Origin of the sequence: Novosphingobium sp. (assembly GCF_965228995.1) — a bacterium.
In the GTDB taxonomy this organism is placed as follows: Bacteria; Pseudomonadota; Alphaproteobacteria; order Sphingomonadales; family Sphingomonadaceae; genus Novosphingobium.
Window position 1 is genome coordinate 3,522,662 of record NZ_OZ245852.1, and the last position, 16,031, is coordinate 3,538,692.

Consider the following 16,031-nt stretch of genomic DNA (forward strand, 5'->3'; position numbering starts at 1 on the left):
CTTCGCCTTCCTCACTGCTGGAGCAAGCTTTCTGCCACATGAACAGAGCGGTTCAGACGGGGCGTGCCGAGGGTACGCCGTGCGGGTACTGCGGCGGAACGTTGTGGGAGAGGCAGGCCGCCAGATTCCGCCCGATCAGGCGCTATCGACCAGCCGTTGCTGTGGCGCGGCGGGGCGACATCATAGTCCGACGAGGCGAGCGCTGTCCTGCCACAGGCGGGCGCAGGCATCATCATCGCGGGCCAGAGTCGAGGGTTCGATGCGCTCCAGCGAGGGGCTGCGCACCGACCAGTAATCGCCCCGCGCGCCGGCGTAGCGCGGATCGATGGCGAGATCGGCGAGGAACTGGCCCGAGCGGGGGATCGTGCTGGTGCGATCGCGCTTCATCAGGCGCGGGAGGATCAGGCTGACCAGCGCGGCGATCACGCGGCCATTATCGCGCCCGAGGCCGGTGTAGGGGACATAGCCCGGATCGAACGACAGAAAATCGATGCCGGGCAAGTGGCGCGGGGCCTCGCGCGCGGTCATGATATTGCAGAGCTTGGAGGTGCTGTAGGCGCGGAAGCAGGCTTGCCGCACGCCCTTCTCCGCGGTGGGATCGGTTTCGGGGTGGGCGAGGCGCGCGGCATCGGCGTGGACGGGCGGGGTGACCGGGGTCTTCTCCACCGGATCATGCGTGCCGCTGCCGGTGAGGATCACCCGCGCGCCGGTGGCGAGGCGCGGGGCGAGCAGGCGCAGCAGCAGATAGTGCGCGAGGTGATTGACCGCGAAAGTGCGCTCGAAGCCATCGGCGCTGACGGCGGGCTTGGCGAGCTGGAGCCCGGCGTTGAGGATGAGGACGTCGATCGGCCCCTCCCCCAGCGCGGCGGCGAAGGTGCGGACATTGGCGAGCGCATCGAGATCGAGCGGCAGCGCGGTGACGCGGCCTGCCAGCGCAGGCGGCAGCGCGGCGGGGTTGCGGGCGCCGATGGTGAGCGTGGCGCCTGCATCGAGAAGGCGCTCGGCAGCATAGAGGCCGAAGCCGGCGGTGGCGCCGGTCATCACGATGCGCATGGGGATGTCCGATTACAATTTAAGTTGCAGTTAGCAACTCATATAACTCGCCATGCCCGGCTTCAAGCTCAATCGTACCACGAGGCGGCTGGGGGCGCAGGAAGATCACTTGGCTCTTCAATGGCACTTCCGGGCTGCGCGAAAAACTCATCCCAAAACAGGTCGACGGGCGTGAAGACAAGGGAACCACCCTGCTTCCGGACCACGACTTTCGAGACATTAGCAGGAAATGCGAGCTTTGCGGGGATAGAGACGACCTGACTGCCCTCTACCGTTTCAACAGTGGAGCGACTTGAATGGCGCGTTCTCATAGTCATGCGCAATGAGTGGGACTTCACGTGAATCTAGTCAACTCAGGTCGAGTAACAGCCCTACGAGACCGGATGCCCGTACATGGCATAAATGCCGAGCACATCCTCAGGCGCAATGCCCTGATCCTGCATCAGTGCAATAGGATGCTCGTCGTCGTGTACCCGCAAGACCGGGCGCTGGCGATCCAGTTGCGGAAACATGTGGCAGCCAATCGGTTCGCTGCCAACCAGTTGCATCAGATCGTTGCAGAGCCAGCTAGTCCATGGCCCCAGACCGGCATAGTCGGCATCGTCAAACCGCGAGACGTAGAGGTCGAAATTCTCTTTCGAGAGGGTGCCCCAGCATCCTAGACCGAACGACCGGTCCAGCCCTGTGACAGGGATTTCGAGCACGCAGCGGACCAGAAAATGGCGCCCGCCCAGAACGCAGAAATCCTCAGAAAGGAAATCGCCATCAAGCCTGAGGGCTGAATTGGATTCGTACCTTTCCGGACCTGGCCATGGGTCTGGCGCGAATGCAGCAATATCGAACATGCCCTGGTGGACATTGTCACACCCGGCGCATTTCCATTCGGCACCCTGCAGGATCGCAAGTGCGTCGGTGGGACGCTTCTTGCGAAACCAGTTCATGCAACCAATTCGCGCACGTCCGTCAGCCGGCCCGTCACCGCCGCAGCCGCCGCCATGGCGGGGCTGACGAGGTGCGTGCGGGCGCCGGGGCCCTGGCGGCCGACGAAGTTGCGGTTCGAGGTCGAGGCGCAGCGTTCGCCGGGGGGGACCTTGTCCGGGTTCATGCCGAGGCAGGCCGAGCAGCCGGGTTCGCGCCATTCGAGGCCGGCTTCGAGGAACACCTTGTCGAGGCCCTCTTCCTCTGCCTGGCGCTTCACGAGGCCCGAGCCGGGGACGACGATGGCCCAGGTGACGTTCGCGGCCTTCTTGCGGCCCTTGAGCACGGCGGCGGCGGCGCGCAGGTCTTCGATGCGGCTGTTGGTGCAGGAGCCGATGAAGACGTTCTGGATCTCGACCGAAGTGAGCGGCTGGCCGGGCTCAAGCCCCATGTAATCGAGGCTGGCGCGGGCGGCGGCCTGCTTGGACGGATCGGCGAAGCTTTCGGGCGCGGGGACCACGCCGGTGATCGGGAGGACGTCCTCCGGGCTGGTGCCCCAGGTGACGCTGGGAGCGATGTCTGCGGCCTGGATGACGACCGTCTTGTCGTACTTGGCGCCCGCATCGGTGGCGAGGCTGCGCCACCAGGTGACGGCCTTGTCCCAATCTTCGCCCTTGGGCGCGTAGGGGCGGCCCTTGAGGTAGGCGAAAGTCTTCTCGTCCGGCGCGATCAGGCCGGCGCGGGCGCCGTGTTCGATCGCCATGTTGGAGACGGTGAGGCGGCCTTCGATGCTGAGGTCGCGGATGACCTGCCCGGTATATTCAATGACATGGCCGGTGCCGCCCGCCGCGCCGAGCACGCCGGTGATGTGGAGGACGACGTCCTTGGCGGTGACGCCGGGGAGCAGCGTGCCTTCGACGCGGACTTCCATTGTCTTCGAGCGCTTGAGCAGCAGGGTCTGCGTGGCGAGCACATGCTCGACCTCGCTCGTGCCGATCCCGAAGGCGAGCGCGCCAAGGCCGCCGTGGCAGGCGGTGTGGCTATCGCCGCAGACGATGGTGGCGCCGGGGAGCGAGAAGCCCTGCTCCGGCCCGACGACGTGGACGATGCCCTGCTCCACATCGGCATCGCCGATATAGCGGATGCCGAATGCGGGCGCATTGGCTTCGAGCGCTTCGAGCTGCGCGGCGCTTTCGTGGTCCGCAATCGGCACGTGGTTGCCCTGGGCATCGCGGCGGGCGGTGGTCGGCAGGTTGTGATCGGGCACCGCGAGCGTGAGATCGGGACGGCGCACCGTGCGGCCGGTAAGGCGCAGCGCCTCGAACGCCTGCGGGCTCGTCACCTCATGGACGAGGTGGCGATCGATGTAGACGAGGCTGGTGCCATCATCGCGATCTTCCACGACGTGGGCGGCCCAGATCTTTTCATAGAGCGTACGGGGTGCAGAGGTGCTGGTCATGCCCTGCGCGCTAGACCCGGCGCGCGGACATTTCAAGGCGCGGCGGGCCCTCCTCGCGCAATTATGTTACTCTCTTGGGGTATGCCCGAGAGGATGGCTGGGAACCCGGCGCGGCGTGGTGTAAGGGCAGCGGCATGATTCAATTCCTGATCGTGTTCGCGACCGTGTGGGCGATGGAGTTCGTTGCCTGGAGCAGCCACAAGTATGTGATGCACGGCTTCGGCTGGGCGTGGCACCGCGACCATCACGAGCCGCACGACGGCTTTTTCGAGCGCAACGACCTTTATGCGGTGGTCGGCGCGGCGATCTCGATCAGCGGGTTCATGATCGGCAGCCCGCTGATCGTGGGCGCCTATGCGTGGTGGCCGGCGACGTGGATCGGCGTGGGCGTGCTGATCTACGGCATCATCTATACGCTGATCCACGACGGGCTGATCCACCAGCGCTGGTTCAAGTTTGTGCCGCGCAAGGGATATGCGAAGCGGCTGGTGCAGGCGCACAAGCTGCACCACGCGACGATCGGCAAGGAAGGCGGGGTGAGCTTCGGCTTCATCATCGCGCTCGATCCGGCCAAGCTGAAGCAGGAACTGCGACGGCAGCGCGCGGCGGGGATTGCGGTGGTGCGGGACGCGGTGGACTGAGGGACGCAAAGGCGGTGCTGCGTTGTGCCGCCCCCTCACCCAACCCTCTCCCCTGAAGGGGAGAGGGCTTTTTCATGCCTACTCGTTGCGGGTCCAGATCCAGGTGCCGGAGAGGGCCATGACGGCGGCGGGGATCAGGAGCCAGGGCCATCCGGCGGTGAAGGCGGTGACCGCGACCGAGATCCCCATCGCGATGAGCGCGGCCCATTTGGCGCGGCGGGGGATGGCGCGGCGGGTGCGCCAATCGCGCAGCAGTGGGCCGTAGGTGGGGTGATCGAGCAGGCGCTGCTCCCACGCGGGATTGCCTCGCGCGAAGCAGAATAGCGCGAGGAGCAGGAACGGCACGGTGGGCAGCAGCGGGAGCACCGCGCCGACCGCGCCGATGCCGACGAACATGAGGCCGGCGCCGGTCCAGAGGTGGCGCTTCATGTTGCGAGTCCGCTTTGTGCCATTGCGCTCACGTGCCGCCCATGTGGCGACGCGGCGCTGCAGCCGCAAGAAGAACAGTGCTTCGACAAGCTCAGCATAAGCGGGGGTTGGGGGGAGGCACCATCAAGCTGCCGCGATCCGCGCGGCGTGTTCGCGTACGAGGGCGATCATGTTGGGGACGCCTTGCGTGCGGTTCGACGAAAGCTGGTTCTTCAAGTCGAACGGCGCAAGCAGCGCGGCGATGTCGGTTTCGGCGACCTGCTTTGCCGGCTGGTCCTGCACCGCGGCGAGGACGAGCGCGACGATGCCCTTGGTGATCGCGGCGTTGCTGTCTGCGAGAAAATGCAGCGCATCGCCGGTGCCCGCCACCGGATAGACCCAGACGCTGGCGGAGCAGCCGCGCACGAGCGTGGCGTCGGTCTTCAGCGCTTCGGGCATGGGTTCGAGCTTGCGGCCGAGATCGATCAGCAGACGATAGCGTTCGTCCGCGTCAAGGAATTCGTACTCTTCAAGGATGTCGTCGAGCTGGCTCATGGCGGGCGGACATAGCGGATCGTGCAGGCGGGGCAAGCGGGACGGTGGGGAAGGAAAATACCCCTCCGACCCGCCTGCGGCGGGCCACCTCCCCATTTGTGCTGCGCAAAAATGGGGAGGACCTTGATGGTCAGAGATCGACGCCCGCCGCGATGGCTTCGAGTTTGCGCAGGCGTTCCTTGAGATCGCTGAGGTCGATCATGCCGAGTGCGTGGGGCGAGCCATCGGTGGGGCGCGCGATTTCGGCGCGCTTGAGATCGAGCCAGCCGTTCCACGCGGTGAGCGCGGTGCGGGCGAGGATCGCGATGGCCACCAGCGCGGCAGCGGCGAGCACGGCGGCAGTGGTGAAAGGCATGGCGGCTCTCCTTTTGGGGGTTTCCCCTCTCCCAACCCTCTCCCCTGCAGGGGAGAGGGCTCAAGATCAATGTTCGCGCAAGGCTTCGATATCCTGCGCGAGGCGGCTGGCATCGCGGCCATCGGTGAGGATGCGTTCGAGCACTTCGACGCGCTTCCTCAGTTCGATGACTTCGCGTTCAAGCGCGGGGCTGGCGGCGGGGGCATCGTGCAGGTCGGCGAGCGGGTACCTGGCGCGCAGGCGGGCGCTGCGCGTGTTGGCGAAAGCGAGAATGGCAACGATCGCGACTATGGCGCTCCAGAAGCTCATGGATCAGTCCTTGGGGAGGGTTCGAGGGGAAGAGTTGGCTGGCGGGTTTCAGTTGGCAGCGGCGGTGCGCAGATCTTCGATCTCGCTGGCAAGCGCGGCGACCTCCTGGCCCTGACGATCGGTGGCGATGCGTTCGAGGACGCGGACCCGCTGTTCCAGCTTCTGCGCCTGCGCGGCGAAGCTGGCGGCCTGTTCGGCGCTTTCCTTGACGGCGAGTTCGAGCTTGCGCTCCTTGTGGGCGAGCGTGCGCTTGTAGATTTCGGCGATCACGTTGAAGATGGTGACGAGACCGATCATCAGCGCGGCGAAGGCAATGGCATCGGCAGCGGTCATTGCTTGGTGCTCCTGATAATGTCCGACGTGCGCAGCGCTTCGATCTGGCTGGCGACATCGTAGCTCTTGTCGGTGACGATGGCTTCGAGCGTGCGGACCCGCTCCTCCAGCGCCTGGGCGCGCGCGGCGGCCTGGGCGTTGGTTTCGGAAAGCGAGCGGGCGCGGATTTCCTCGATCTTGCGCTGGTGCTGGGTCCAGATCGCGAGGACCGGGATCAGCAGGGCAAGGATGGGAACCATCAGCGCAAGTGTGCCGTTGTCCATGTGATTTCCCCCTGGTGGTTCAGGCGATCAACGCAGCTTTTCGATTTCGGCGGAAAGACGCGGATTGCCCGAGACGTAGAACTGTTCGACTTCCGCGAGGCGGCGGTCGATATCGCGGAAGTTCGAGCGCACTTCGCGTGCGGTGCGGGCCGGCGACTGGCGCACGCCCTGCCAGAACTTCTGCTCCTCGCGGTCGACGTAAAGCCGGGCCGGCTTCTTTTCGGCAAGCAGGCCAATCGCAAAGTAGATCAGGAAGGGCCAGCCCATCGAGAAGGCAAGGACAAGGAAGGCGATCCGGACCCAGAGGACATCGATCCCGGTGTAATCGGCGATGCCGGAGCACACGCCCATGAACTTGCCGTTGACCTTGTCACGATAGAAGCGGGTGCGCTGGGGCAGCTGGTTGCTCATTTGGAAGTCCCCCTCTTTTCAGCGAGCATGCGGTCCAGCTCGCGCAGTTTCTGGTTGTCGCTGTCGAGGTCCGGAAGGACGCGCGCAGGACGGAATTCGGGATTGTCGGCCGCCACGAGGCGCTCGACGGTGTCCATGCGTTCATCGAGCCGGCGGGCGAGCTGGTAGAGCTCCTCGAGTAGCGCCTCGTCACCCGAGGTGAGCGTGGCGGCAGTCTTCCACCGGGTGATGTAGTGGAGCACGACCCAGGGCAGGCCCACGAAGATGCCGAGAATGGCAACGATGGGAACCACAACGTCCTCCATGGATCAGCCCTCCTTCTTCTCGGCCTGACCGAGTGCGCGCTTCATCGCCTCGAGCTCCTCGTCGACCTTGTCCTGCCCGGCGAGCGCGGCGATCTCGTCCGCGAGGCCGGGCTGCTGGCCATCAGCGAGGCTGAGCGCATCGGCGCGGCCTTCGGCATAATCGACGCGGCGTTCGAGCTGGTCGAACCGCGAGAGGGCTTCGTCGACGCGCTCGCTGGTCATCAGCGTGCGCAGGCGGACGCGGTTCTCGGCGCTTTCGAGGCGGGCGGCGATCGCGGTCTGGCGGCTGCGGGCTTCGCGCAGGCGGGTCTGGAGCTTCTCGATGTCGATCTCGTAAGCGCGCATCGAATCGTCAAGCACCTTGATCTCGCCAGCGAGCTGGGCGCCCATGTCGGCCGCCTTGTTCTTTTCCACGAGCGCGGCGCGGGCGAGATCCTCGCGGCCCTTGGAGAGCGCGAGCTGCGCCTTGTCCGCCCAATCGGCCTGGAGCCGATCGAGCTTCGCCACATGGCGGGCCATCTCCTTCTGATCGGCGATGGTGCGGGCCGCAGAGGCGCGCACTTCGACGAGGGTTTCCTCCATCTCCATGATGATCATGCGGATCATCTTGGCGGGGTCATCGGCCTTGTCGAGCAGGTCGTTGAAGTTGGCGGCGATGATGTCGCGGGTGCGGGAGAAGATGCCCATCAGGTTGGCTCCGGAGGTGAACGAGGCGGAAGTCCGCAGGGTTTCGCTATCGGGACGGCGTAGCGCACCGAGCTCGATTTCGAAACGGGATTGCGAGCGCCCTGTGGCTCTGGCGCTGCCAGCAGGCCGCACAGGCGTATCGGCACCCATCAGGCGAGCTCACCCGTGATCGCGGCGCTGGAAGCGACGACCTGGAGAGCGGCAGCCGAAACGGGGCGGGTCGCGACGGCGACGTTGAGCGCCATCATCGCTGCGATGCTGATCAGCGCCGCGCGGCCGAGCTGGGTCGAGAAGAAGCGGGCATTGTACATCGAAAGTCTCCTGTTGGTTCCCTCTGCGGGAATTGATCCTTGCTTTGCATGGGGCGTGCCAAACCGCGGAAGAGGCGGAATTGCTGGGGTTTGTCGGATCGGCAGCAGCGGTCATGTGGGGATTCTTGCTTAGACTTGGGAAATTCTGCTAGAGGTTGGGACAGGTCACGAAGCGAGGTGCGGGATGGATCGCGAAGTCCAGTTCATTGGTCAGTCCAGCGCCTTCCTCGATGCCGTGGAGCGCGCCAGCCGCGCCGCGCCGATGCGCCGCCCGGTGCTGGTGATCGGCGAGCGCGGAACCGGCAAGGAACTGATCGCCGAACGCCTCCACCGCCTCTCGACCCGGTGGCAGGAACCGCTGGTGACGATGAACTGCGCGGCGCTGCCCGAGACCCTGATCGAGGCGGAACTGTTCGGCCACGAGGCGGGCGCGTTTACCGGCGCGACCCGGGCGCGCGCGGGGCGGTTTGAGGAAGCGCATGGCGGCACGCTGTTTCTCGACGAGCTGGGCACGCTATCGATGGGCGCGCAGGAGCGGCTGCTGCGCGCGGTGGAATATGGCGAAGTGGCGCGGATCGGCGCGAACAAGCCGATCATGGTCGATGTGCGCATCGTGGCGGCGACCAACGAGAACCTGCCGAAAATGGCCGACGAAGGCCGGTTCCGCCCGGACTTGCTCGACCGGCTGAGCTTCGAGGTGATCACCCTGCCCCCGCTGCGCGTGCGCGAGGGGGATATTGCGGTGCTGGCGGATTATTACGGGCGGCGGATGGCGGCGGAGCTCGGCTGGCCGGCATGGCCCGGCTTTGCCGCGCATGTGGCGCGGGCGATGGAGGACTACGCCTGGCCGGGCAACGTGCGCGAACTGCGCAACGTGGTGGAGCGCGCGGTCTATCGCTGGGACGATCCGGGCCGCGGCATCGGGCATATCCAGTTCGATCCGTTCGAAAGCCCGTGGCGGCCTTCGGGAGCGAGCCCGGCGCCAGCCAAGCAAGCGCCTGCGGCAGGCGGCGCGGCGGCGGAGGCCCCTGCCCCGGCGGCGCTGCGGCCCGAACTGGACGGGGTGACCGACCTGCGCGGCGCGGTCGATGCGCATGAGCGGGCGATCCTGGAACACCATCTGGGCCGCAACCGCTATAACCAGCGGCAGACGGCAAAGGCGCTGGGGCTGACGTATGATCAGCTGCGGCATTGCCTGAGGAAGCATGGGCTGCTGGAGCGGGGGGAAGTGGCGTAAAGGCAGCAAGATTGATTCGCGCAGAGGCGCAGAGGCGCGGAGGGAAAGTGCTTGCGGCGAAGCCGCTCTCCATTCCCATGTCCCCCTAACCGCGATGATGCAGAAAAAGGGCCTGCGGCCCGACGCAACCCCTCCGCGCCTCTGCGCCTCTGCGCGAAACCCCTTCCTTGTTTTGCGCACGCTGCCGAAACCTTCTAACGCCGCCTGCGATGCCCCTCACCCGCCTCACCTTGCGCGATTTTCGCAACCATGCCGCGACGCGGCTGGAGGGGACGGCGCGGTTCAATGTGCTGATCGGGGAGAACGGCGCGGGGAAAACCAACGTGCTGGAGGCGATCTCGCTGCTCTCGCCGGGGCGCGGCCTGAGGCGCGCGCAGCCGGCGGAAATGGCGGGGCGCGGCGGGGACGGCAGCTTTGCCGTGGCGGCAGAGCTGGAAAGCGGCGAAGTGGCGCTGGCGACGTCTACATCGCCCGGCGCGCCGGGCCGGCGAACTGTGCGCATCAATGGCGCCGAAGGTCCGGCGGCGCGGCTGGGCGAATGGCTTTCGATCACCTGGCTGACGCCCGCGATGGACCGCCTCTTTGCCGAAGGCGCGAGCGCGCGGCGGCGGTTTCTCGACCGGCTGGTGCTGGCGATGGAGCCGGGGCACGCGCGCGCTGCGAGCCGCTATGAGACGGCGCTGAGAGAACGCAATCGGCTGCTCGAAGCGCCGGGGGAGCCCGATCCGCTGTGGCTTGACGGGATCGAGGCGGGCCTTGCCGAAGCGGGCGCGGAACTGGTGCGGGCGCGGAGCGGGTTGGTCGCGGGGCTGGCGGGGGCGCTGGAAGCCCTGCCCGAAGCGCCGTTTGCGCGGCCGGCGCTGGCTTATGTGGCAGGCGGGCCGGTGGAGGCGGAGGCGCTGCGCCTCGCGCTGCGCGAAGGCCGGCGGCGTGACCGCGCGGCAGGGCGGACGCTGGTGGGGCCGCACCGTGATGATCTGGGCGTCACGCTGGCAGCAAAGGCGGCACCGGCGGCGGATTGTTCGACCGGTGAGCAGAAGGCGATGCTCATTTCGATCGTGCTCGCCCATGCGGCGTTGACGGCGGGGGCGCGGCCGCAGGTGCTGCTGCTGGACGAGATCGCCGCGCACCTCGATCCGGTGCGGCGCGCGGCCTTGTATGAGCGGCTTGGCGAGGCGGGCGCGCAAGTGTGGATGACGGGGACGGAGCTTGCGCCGTTCGAGCCGCTGGGCGCAGACGCGGCGGTGTGGCGCGTGGCCGATGGGGCGGTGGCGCGGGGATAGCCTGAGGTTTCGTCATCGCGAGCATAGCGAAGCAATCCGGGGCGGTGGTGCGTGACGCTCTGGATTGCTTCGCTTCGCTCGCAATGACGAAGGTAGGGGGAAAGTTGTGTTTAGTTGAAGATATCGACGTTCGAGGGATCGAGTGGATCGGGGCCGAAGCGATTGGGGCCGCGAGTGCCGGAGAGGCACATGAAGATGAACACGATAAGCCCGCCGACATAGGGGATGAAGCCGAGCAAGACCATCCAGCCGGAGCGTTCCTGATCGTGGAAGCGGCGAACCTGCACCGCAATCGAGGGGATGATCGAGCCGAGGCCCCAGATCACGAGGATGGCGCCGCCGATCCAGAACAGCACGCTGGGCGCGGCTTCGCCATTGGCGCTGAGCCCGCCGCCGCTCGCCATGAGAACGACCGTGCCGAAAGCGACAATCACCGAGAGCAGCGTGAACATCCAGTATTCGCGGCGGCATGAGCGGCCCTGAAAATCGGCGTAACGCCGATAGGGCATGAGCATCCATTCCATTGCGTGGTCCCCCTTGGCGCGCGCGGGTGTGCTCGCCGAAGGGGAATGAGCCATGGATTGGAGAGGGGTGCAAGAGGATTGGATCTGTTTGGCTCTGCCAAACCCAGGGATCGTCATTGCGAGCTACGCTCGCAATGACGGCGGGATTGCCGGCTGGGGCGTGACGGGGTGGCGGCGGGGGGCCTTAGCGCGCCGTCGCGGCCTTGAGGGCCTTGGCGACATCGTCCTTCGTCGCTGCGACGATCTTGTCGACGCCTTGCGCGGTAGGGTGGATGTGATCGTCTAGCAGAAGCTTGTCGTTGCCGATCACGGCTTGCAGGAAGAACGGCACGAGCGGCGCTTTGTGTTTGGCGGCGAGCGCGGGGTAGATCGGGTTGAAGGCGCTGACGTAGTCCTTGCCCAGATTGGGCGCGGCGAGCATGCCGGTGAGCATGGCGGGGATGTGGCGCCTGTCGAGCTCGGTGAGGATGGCATCGAGATTGGCGCGCGTTTCGGTGGGGGGAAGTCCGCGCAGCATGTCATTCCCGCCGAGGCCGACGAGGACGAGCGCGGGCTTCACTTTCTGGCCATCGAGCGTGAAGGCGAGCCGTTCGCGCGCGGCGGCGGTGGTATCGCCCGAAACGCCGGCGTTGACGACGCGGACCTTGACCCCGCTCGCGTTCAAGGCGGCTTCGAGGCGGGGCGGATAGCCTTCGCCGGGGGCGAGGCGGTAGCCGGCGTAGAGGCTGTCTCCGAAGGCGAGGATGACCGAAGCATCGGCGGGAATGGCGGGCGCGGAGCTTGCCCGCGCTGTGGGCGCTTCGGGCGCGGGGGCCGGTTTCGAGCAGGCGGCGAGAGCAGCGAGAAGAAGCAAGGCGAGGCGGCGCATCGGGAGTCCTCAAGGGCTAGGTTGCGAGGTGCAACCGATCCGTGGCAATAGCGGGATGTGACAAGTTCCGCCACCGGCTCGCCCTCCCCTTCCCCGTTGATCGACGCACGTGATCTGACGTTGAGCCTTGGACAAGGCGAGGCGCGGGTGAATGTGCTGCGCGGTGTGAGCCTTGCGGTTTCGGCCGGGGAGACGGTCGCGCTGCTGGGGCCTTCGGGTTCGGGCAAGAGCTCGCTGCTGGCGGTGCTGGCTGGGCTGGAACGCGCGGATGGCGGCAGCCTCTGCGTGGGGGGCCAGGATTTCATGGGGCTTTCCGAGGATGCACTGGCCGCAGCGCGGCGGGGGCGGATCGGCGTGGTGCTGCAGGCCTTTCACCTGCTGCCGACGATGACCGCGCTGGAAAACGTGGCGACCCCGATGGAACTGGCGGGCGCGCGCGAGGCGGCTCCGCAGGCGCGCGCGGCGCTGGAGGCCGTGGGCCTCGCGCACCGCATGGGGCATTATCCGGCGCAGCTTTCGGGCGGCGAGCAACAGCGCGTGGCGATTGCCCGTGCGCTGGCGCCGCGCCCGGCGCTGGTGTTTGCGGACGAGCCGACGGGCAATCTCGACCATGCCAATGGCGAGGCGGTGGCGGACCTGCTGTTTGCGCAAGTGGCAGAGGTGGGCGCGACGCTGCTGCTGGTGACGCATGACGAAGCGCTCGCCGCGCGCTGCGGGCGGATCGTGCGGCTGGAGGACGGGCAGATCATTTCGGACGGCGCAGCGTGAACCGGCAGCGGTGGGCACCCCTCCCCGACCCCTCCCCAACGGAGAGGGGCTTCAAGGGCAGCGCGGGCGGGCTTGGATCATGAGCCGCTGGGCGCTCGCGTGGCGGCTCGCGCGGCGGGGGCTGGACTGGCGGTTTCGCGGGCTTCGGCTGCTGATCGTGTGCCTCGTGCTAGGGACGGCGGCGCTTTCGGCCATCGGGACGCTGACGGGCGGGATCGGGCGCGAGCTGGCCGCGCGCGGGCAATCGATGCTGGGCGGCGATCTGGAATTCACGCTGGCGGGGCGCGCGGCGGCGGCGGATGAGCTGGCAGCGATGCGCGGGCTTGGCACGGTATCGCAGGGCGTGCGGCTGCAGGCGATGGCCCAGCAGAACGGGGCACGCCGCGCGGAAAGCGCCGACGATGCGGTGCCGGTGGAACTCAAGGCGGTCGATGCGAAGTGGCCGCTCTATGGTGCTTTCACCATTGAAGGCGGGCGCCGCGTAGGTGCGCCGCAGGGGATGACCGCGTGGATCGATCCCGGCGTGGGCGACCGGCTGGGGGTGAAAGCGGGCGACCGGCTGAAGATCGGCAATGCGCAGCTCATCATCGGCGGGGTGATCGCGGGCGAGCCGGACCGTTTGTCGGAAGGCTTTGCGCTTGGGCCGACGGTGATCGTGAGCGAGGAGGCGCTCAGCGCTTCCGGCCTGGTGCAAGTGGGCAGCATGGCGCGGTGGAAGTATCGGCTGCGCGTGCCGGAGAAGGCCGATCCGGCGGCGCTGGCAGACGCATTCAAGGCGCGGTTTGTGAGCAGCGGCTTTCAGGTGCGCACGCGCGACAAGGCTTCGCCGGGGCTGGACCGGTTTGTCGAGCGGATGGGGCAGTTTCTGGTGCTGGTGGCACTGGCGGCGCTGGGGATTGCGGGCATCGGGATCGCGGGGGGCGTATCCTCGTACCTTGAGGCGCGGCGGGCGAGCATTGCGACGCTGAAGATCCTCGGCGCCGGGTCGGGCGATGTGGTGCGGATCTATCTGCTGCAGATCGCGGCGGCGGCGGGCGCGGCAATCGCGCTGGGGCTGCTGCTGGGTGTGGCGATCACGCCGCTGCTGGCGCGGGCGCTGGAAGGGCTGCTGCCGATCCCGCCGGGTTTCACCGTGGACGCGGGCGCGCTTGCCGTCGCGGGGGCATACGGCTTGCTGATCGCGCTGACATTTGCCGCGCCGCCGCTGCTCGATGCGCGGCGGGTGCCTGCGATGGCCTTGCTGCGCGCGCGGGTAGCGCCGGTCGGGCGCGGGTGGCGCATTCCGCTGTGGGTCTTGCCAGTGGGCGCGGGGCTTGCGGGGATTGCCGCGCTGGCGGTGCTGACATCGCCGCAGCCCATGCTGGCGGCGGGGTTCCTTGGCGGGGCGGCGGCGGTGTTTGCGCTGCTGGCGCTGATCGGGCGCGGCCTTTCGTGGCTGGCGGCGCGGCTCCCTCGGCCGAAGCGGCCCTTGCTGCGGATGGCGCTGGGCAACCTTCACCGCCCGGGGTCGCAGACTTCCGCGCTGGTCGTGGCGCTGGGCTTTGCGCTGGCGGCCTTCGTGCTGCTGGCGGCGGTGCAGACGAGCATCGATGCCAATATCGCCAAGCGCGTGCCGGAGCGGGCGCCGGATTACTTCGTGCTCGATGTGCCGAGGGGTGCCGGGGCGGAAACGTTCAAGGCGCTTGTTGCGCGCACGGCCCCGCATGCGACGGTGCGGATGGTGCCTTCGCTGCGCGGGACGGTGATCGCCTATGGGCCCGAGGCGGCGATGACCGATGTCGCCACGCTGAAGGCGATCCCGGAGGATTCGTGGCTGCTGCGAGGCGACCGGGGGCTGACCTATGCTGCGGAAATTCCGCCCGGCAACGTGCTGACCGCCGGGCGCTGGTGGCCGAAGGACTATGCGGGCGAGCCGCTGGTTTCGGTCGACGAGGATCAGGCCAGGGCGATCGGGCTGAAAGTGGGGGACAAGCTGCGGATCAGTCTGCTCGGCACCGAACGTGAGGCGCGGGTCGCTTCGCTGCGGCGGATCGACTGGTCGTCCTTCGGATTCAACTATGCGCTGGTGTTCAGCCCCAATGCGCTGGAGGACGCGCCGCACACTTATGCCGCGACGATCACGCTGGGGGCGCCGGAGAAGCGGCCAGCCGTGCGCCGCGCGATCCTTTCGGGGCTGGTGCGGGCGCTGCCGGAAAGCTCGGTGATCGAGGTGGGGCCAGTGCTCGGGCAGGCGCGGACGCTGCTCGGGCAAGTTGGCACCGCGATCTTTGCGGCGGCGAGCGTGGCAGTGCTGGCGGGGCTTGCGGTGCTGGCCGGTGCCATCGCGGCGGCGCGGGCGGCGCGCCAGTATGACAGCGTGATCCTGCGCGTGCTGGGCGCGAGCCGGGGGCAGCTGCTGGCGCTGCTGGCGGCGGAATATGCGCTGCTGAGCGCGGTGCTGGCGCTGGTGGCGCTCGTGCTGGGCGACGGGACGGCGTGGCTGGTGGTGGTGAAGTTGTTCGAGTTCGACTGGTCGCCGGACTGGGGACGCGTGTTCGCCGTGCTGGCGGGAGGCGTGGCGCTCGTCATGGTGCTGGCAGTGGCGGGATCGCTATCGGTGCTGCGGACGAGGCCGGCTGAGGCGCTGCGGGCGCTTTGATTTGGGGTTCGCGCGGAGGCGCGGAGGCGCGGAGGAACTGCGTGCGCCGCAGGCCCGTCTTTGGATTCTACTTCAAGACCACAAAGCGGCTGCGCCGCGATACCACCGACTCTGCGCCTCTGCGCCTCTGCGCGAAACACATCCTCGTGCGCATCGGCTCTGGATTGCTTCGTCGCTGCGCTCCTCGCAATGACGAGGAGGATTTGGTGACGAGGGTGGCCCTAACGGAATACGTCCACGTTGCCGGGGTCCTTGGGATCGGGGCCGTACTGGTTGGGGCCGCGGGTGCCATCTAGGCACATCAGGACGAGCAGCGCGAAGCCGCCGAAGAAGGGAATCAGGCCGAGGAGGAGGAGCCAGCCGGAGCGGTCCTGATCGTGGAGGCGGCGCACCGAAAGCGCCAGCGCGGGGACGAAGCTGGCGAGAGCGAACAGGCCGCCGATCATGCCGCCCCCGCCGACCAGGCGGCTGCCATAGCCGAAGCCGGTGGGCGTACGGGTAAGCTCATTGGTGCCGAACAGAAGGTTGAGCGCCATGAAAACCAGCACGTAAAACAGCACGAACATCCAGTATTCCCGGCGGCGCGAGCGGCCGGAAAACTCGGCATAGCGGCGGTAGGGCAGCAGCATCCAGTTCATCGCGGTGGTCCTCGTGCCGTGGCGGCGCTGCCGCACTTGAGCCACGAAATGGGACGCACCGCAAGGC

21 protein-coding genes are annotated in these 16,031 nt (G+C 67.5%); 5 read left to right on the forward strand and 16 right to left on the reverse strand.

Annotation, left to right across the window (positions count from 1 at the left end):
- Window positions 1-180: 180 nt before the first annotated feature.
- The 3 genes from ACO056_RS16095 to leuC all read right to left on the reverse strand — a co-directional run bounded on the left by ACO056_RS16095 (window position 181) and on the right by leuC (window position 3,430).
- Complete coding sequence (locus tag ACO056_RS16095) at window positions 181-1,053, reverse strand: SDR family NAD(P)-dependent oxidoreductase (protein WP_421848529.1); 873 nt, start codon at window positions 1,051-1,053, stop codon at window positions 181-183.
- 371 nt (window positions 1,054-1,424) lie between these two features.
- Window positions 1,425-1,994, reverse strand: a complete 570-nt coding sequence (locus ACO056_RS16100) for a DUF2199 domain-containing protein (protein WP_421848531.1) — start codon at window positions 1,992-1,994, stop codon at window positions 1,425-1,427.
- Window positions 1,991-3,430 carry a 3-isopropylmalate dehydratase large subunit gene (gene leuC, locus ACO056_RS16105; protein ID WP_421848533.1) on the reverse strand — a complete coding sequence of 480 codons (1,440 nt, stop codon included), beginning with the start codon at window positions 3,428-3,430 and terminating at the stop codon, window positions 1,991-1,993. Before leuC ends, ACO056_RS16100 begins: the two co-directional genes overlap by 4 nt.
- A 134-nt stretch (window positions 3,431-3,564) precedes the next feature.
- Here leuC and ACO056_RS16110 point away from each other — a divergent pair, with 134 nt between their 5' ends.
- Window positions 3,565-4,071 (forward strand): sterol desaturase family protein, encoded by a 507-nt coding sequence (locus tag ACO056_RS16110; protein WP_421848535.1) that lies wholly within the window; start codon window positions 3,565-3,567, stop codon window positions 4,069-4,071.
- A 78-nt stretch (window positions 4,072-4,149) separates the two neighbouring features.
- Here ACO056_RS16110 and ACO056_RS16115 read toward each other — a convergent pair whose 3' ends face one another.
- The 10 genes from ACO056_RS16115 to ACO056_RS16160 form a co-directional block, all read right to left on the reverse strand.
- A complete protein-coding gene (locus ACO056_RS16115) occupies window positions 4,150-4,500 on the reverse strand; it encodes a YbaN family protein (protein ID WP_421848537.1) in 351 nt (116 codons plus the stop codon).
- Between the two features lie 123 nt (window positions 4,501-4,623).
- Window positions 4,624-5,034 (reverse strand): SufE family protein, encoded by a 411-nt coding sequence (locus tag ACO056_RS16120; RefSeq protein WP_421848539.1) that lies wholly within the window; start codon window positions 5,032-5,034, stop codon window positions 4,624-4,626.
- Between the two features lie 130 nt (window positions 5,035-5,164).
- The gene (locus tag ACO056_RS16125; protein ID WP_421848541.1) at window positions 5,165-5,389 is read right to left on the reverse strand and encodes a hypothetical protein; all 225 of its coding nucleotides are present in this window, start codon (window positions 5,387-5,389) and stop codon (window positions 5,165-5,167) included.
- A 66-nt stretch (window positions 5,390-5,455) separates the two neighbouring features.
- The gene (locus ACO056_RS16130; RefSeq protein WP_421848543.1) at window positions 5,456-5,698 is read right to left on the reverse strand and encodes a hypothetical protein; all 243 of its coding nucleotides are present in this window, start codon (window positions 5,696-5,698) and stop codon (window positions 5,456-5,458) included.
- A gap of 48 nt (window positions 5,699-5,746) precedes the next feature.
- Window positions 5,747-6,031 (reverse strand): hypothetical protein, encoded by a 285-nt coding sequence (locus ACO056_RS16135; protein ID WP_421848545.1) that lies wholly within the window; start codon window positions 6,029-6,031, stop codon window positions 5,747-5,749.
- A complete protein-coding gene (locus ACO056_RS16140) occupies window positions 6,028-6,294 on the reverse strand; it encodes a hypothetical protein (protein ID WP_421848547.1) in 267 nt (88 codons plus the stop codon). The genes ACO056_RS16135 and ACO056_RS16140 overlap by 4 nt, the downstream gene beginning before the upstream one ends.
- A gap of 27 nt (window positions 6,295-6,321) precedes the next feature.
- Entirely contained in the window at window positions 6,322-6,705 is a 384-nt protein-coding gene (pspC, locus tag ACO056_RS16145) for an envelope stress response membrane protein PspC (protein ID WP_421848549.1), read from the reverse strand.
- Window positions 6,702-7,010, reverse strand: coding sequence for an envelope stress response membrane protein PspB (gene pspB, locus ACO056_RS16150; RefSeq protein WP_421848551.1), 309 nt, complete (start codon window positions 7,008-7,010; stop codon window positions 6,702-6,704). The genes pspC and pspB overlap by 4 nt, the downstream gene beginning before the upstream one ends.
- Window positions 7,011-7,013: 3 nt before the next feature.
- Complete coding sequence (gene pspA, locus ACO056_RS16155) at window positions 7,014-7,847, reverse strand: phage shock protein PspA (protein ID WP_421848553.1); 834 nt, start codon at window positions 7,845-7,847, stop codon at window positions 7,014-7,016.
- Window positions 7,847-8,008 carry a hypothetical protein gene (locus ACO056_RS16160; protein WP_421848555.1) on the reverse strand — a complete coding sequence of 54 codons (162 nt, stop codon included), beginning with the start codon at window positions 8,006-8,008 and terminating at the stop codon, window positions 7,847-7,849. The genes pspA and ACO056_RS16160 overlap by 1 nt, the downstream gene beginning before the upstream one ends.
- Window positions 8,009-8,192: 184 nt before the next feature.
- Here ACO056_RS16160 and pspF point away from each other — a divergent pair, with 184 nt between their 5' ends.
- On the forward strand, window positions 8,193-9,245 hold the full coding sequence (pspF, locus tag ACO056_RS16165) for a phage shock protein operon transcriptional activator (protein ID WP_421848557.1): 1,053 nt from the start codon (window positions 8,193-8,195) through the stop codon (window positions 9,243-9,245).
- A 209-nt stretch (window positions 9,246-9,454) separates the two neighbouring features.
- Complete coding sequence (gene recF / locus ACO056_RS16170; protein WP_421848559.1) at window positions 9,455-10,528, forward strand: DNA replication/repair protein RecF; 1,074 nt, start codon at window positions 9,455-9,457, stop codon at window positions 10,526-10,528.
- Window positions 10,529-10,638: 110 nt separating this feature from the next.
- Here the strand turns inward: recF and ACO056_RS16175 are convergent, their stop codons facing one another.
- Entirely contained in the window at window positions 10,639-11,052 is a 414-nt protein-coding gene (locus tag ACO056_RS16175) for a DUF805 domain-containing protein (RefSeq protein ID WP_421848561.1), read from the reverse strand.
- A 184-nt stretch (window positions 11,053-11,236) separates the two neighbouring features.
- Window positions 11,237-11,920, reverse strand: a complete 684-nt coding sequence (locus ACO056_RS16180) for an arylesterase (protein WP_421848563.1) — start codon at window positions 11,918-11,920, stop codon at window positions 11,237-11,239.
- 120 nt (window positions 11,921-12,040) lie between these two features.
- Between ACO056_RS16180 and ACO056_RS16185 the strand changes: the two genes are divergently transcribed.
- Complete coding sequence (locus tag ACO056_RS16185) at window positions 12,041-12,688, forward strand: ABC transporter ATP-binding protein (protein WP_421848565.1); 648 nt, start codon at window positions 12,041-12,043, stop codon at window positions 12,686-12,688.
- 79 nt (window positions 12,689-12,767) lie between these two features.
- The gene (locus ACO056_RS16190) at window positions 12,768-15,326 is read left to right on the forward strand and encodes an ABC transporter permease (protein ID WP_421848567.1); all 2,559 of its coding nucleotides are present in this window, start codon (window positions 12,768-12,770) and stop codon (window positions 15,324-15,326) included.
- Window positions 15,327-15,547: 221 nt separating this feature from the next.
- Here ACO056_RS16190 and ACO056_RS16195 read toward each other — a convergent pair whose 3' ends face one another.
- On the reverse strand, window positions 15,548-15,964 hold the full coding sequence (locus ACO056_RS16195; RefSeq protein WP_421848569.1) for a DUF805 domain-containing protein: 417 nt from the start codon (window positions 15,962-15,964) through the stop codon (window positions 15,548-15,550).
- Between the last annotated feature and the right edge of the window lie 67 nt (window positions 15,965-16,031).

Coding starts and splice junctions, on each gene's coding strand:
- ACO056_RS16135 (WP_421848545.1), bottom strand. CDS start 6,031: ATGACCGCTGCCGATGCCATTGCCTTCGCCGCGCTGATGATCGGTCTC.
- ACO056_RS16125 (WP_421848541.1), bottom strand. CDS start 5,389: ATGCCTTTCACCACTGCCGCCGTGCTCGCCGCTGCCGCGCTGGTGGCC.
- ACO056_RS16095 (WP_421848529.1), bottom strand. CDS start 1,053: ATGCGCATCGTGATGACCGGCGCCACCGCCGGCTTCGGCCTCTATGCT.
- ACO056_RS16190 (WP_421848567.1), top strand. CDS start 12,768: ATGAGCCGCTGGGCGCTCGCGTGGCGGCTCGCGCGGCGGGGGCTGGAC.
- ACO056_RS16195 (WP_421848569.1), bottom strand. CDS start 15,964: ATGAACTGGATGCTGCTGCCCTACCGCCGCTATGCCGAGTTTTCCGGC.
- pspB (WP_421848551.1), bottom strand. CDS start 7,010: ATGGAGGACGTTGTGGTTCCCATCGTTGCCATTCTCGGCATCTTCGTG.
- pspA (WP_421848553.1), bottom strand. CDS start 7,847: ATGGGTGCCGATACGCCTGTGCGGCCTGCTGGCAGCGCCAGAGCCACA.
- ACO056_RS16115 (WP_421848537.1), bottom strand. CDS start 4,500: ATGAAGCGCCACCTCTGGACCGGCGCCGGCCTCATGTTCGTCGGCATC.
- ACO056_RS16100 (WP_421848531.1), bottom strand. CDS start 1,994: ATGAACTGGTTTCGCAAGAAGCGTCCCACCGACGCACTTGCGATCCTG.
- ACO056_RS16130 (WP_421848543.1), bottom strand. CDS start 5,698: ATGAGCTTCTGGAGCGCCATAGTCGCGATCGTTGCCATTCTCGCTTTC.
- pspC (WP_421848549.1), bottom strand. CDS start 6,705: ATGAGCAACCAGCTGCCCCAGCGCACCCGCTTCTATCGTGACAAGGTC.
- ACO056_RS16120 (WP_421848539.1), bottom strand. CDS start 5,034: ATGAGCCAGCTCGACGACATCCTTGAAGAGTACGAATTCCTTGACGCG.
- ACO056_RS16175 (WP_421848561.1), bottom strand. CDS start 11,052: ATGGAATGGATGCTCATGCCCTATCGGCGTTACGCCGATTTTCAGGGC.
- recF (WP_421848559.1), top strand. CDS start 9,455: ATGCCCCTCACCCGCCTCACCTTGCGCGATTTTCGCAACCATGCCGCG.
- pspF (WP_421848557.1), top strand. CDS start 8,193: ATGGATCGCGAAGTCCAGTTCATTGGTCAGTCCAGCGCCTTCCTCGAT.
- ACO056_RS16140 (WP_421848547.1), bottom strand. CDS start 6,294: ATGGACAACGGCACACTTGCGCTGATGGTTCCCATCCTTGCCCTGCTG.
- leuC (WP_421848533.1), bottom strand. CDS start 3,430: ATGACCAGCACCTCTGCACCCCGTACGCTCTATGAAAAGATCTGGGCC.
- ACO056_RS16110 (WP_421848535.1), top strand. CDS start 3,565: ATGATTCAATTCCTGATCGTGTTCGCGACCGTGTGGGCGATGGAGTTC.
- ACO056_RS16180 (WP_421848563.1), bottom strand. CDS start 11,920: ATGCGCCGCCTCGCCTTGCTTCTTCTCGCTGCTCTCGCCGCCTGCTCG.
- ACO056_RS16160 (WP_421848555.1), bottom strand. CDS start 8,008: ATGTACAATGCCCGCTTCTTCTCGACCCAGCTCGGCCGCGCGGCGCTG.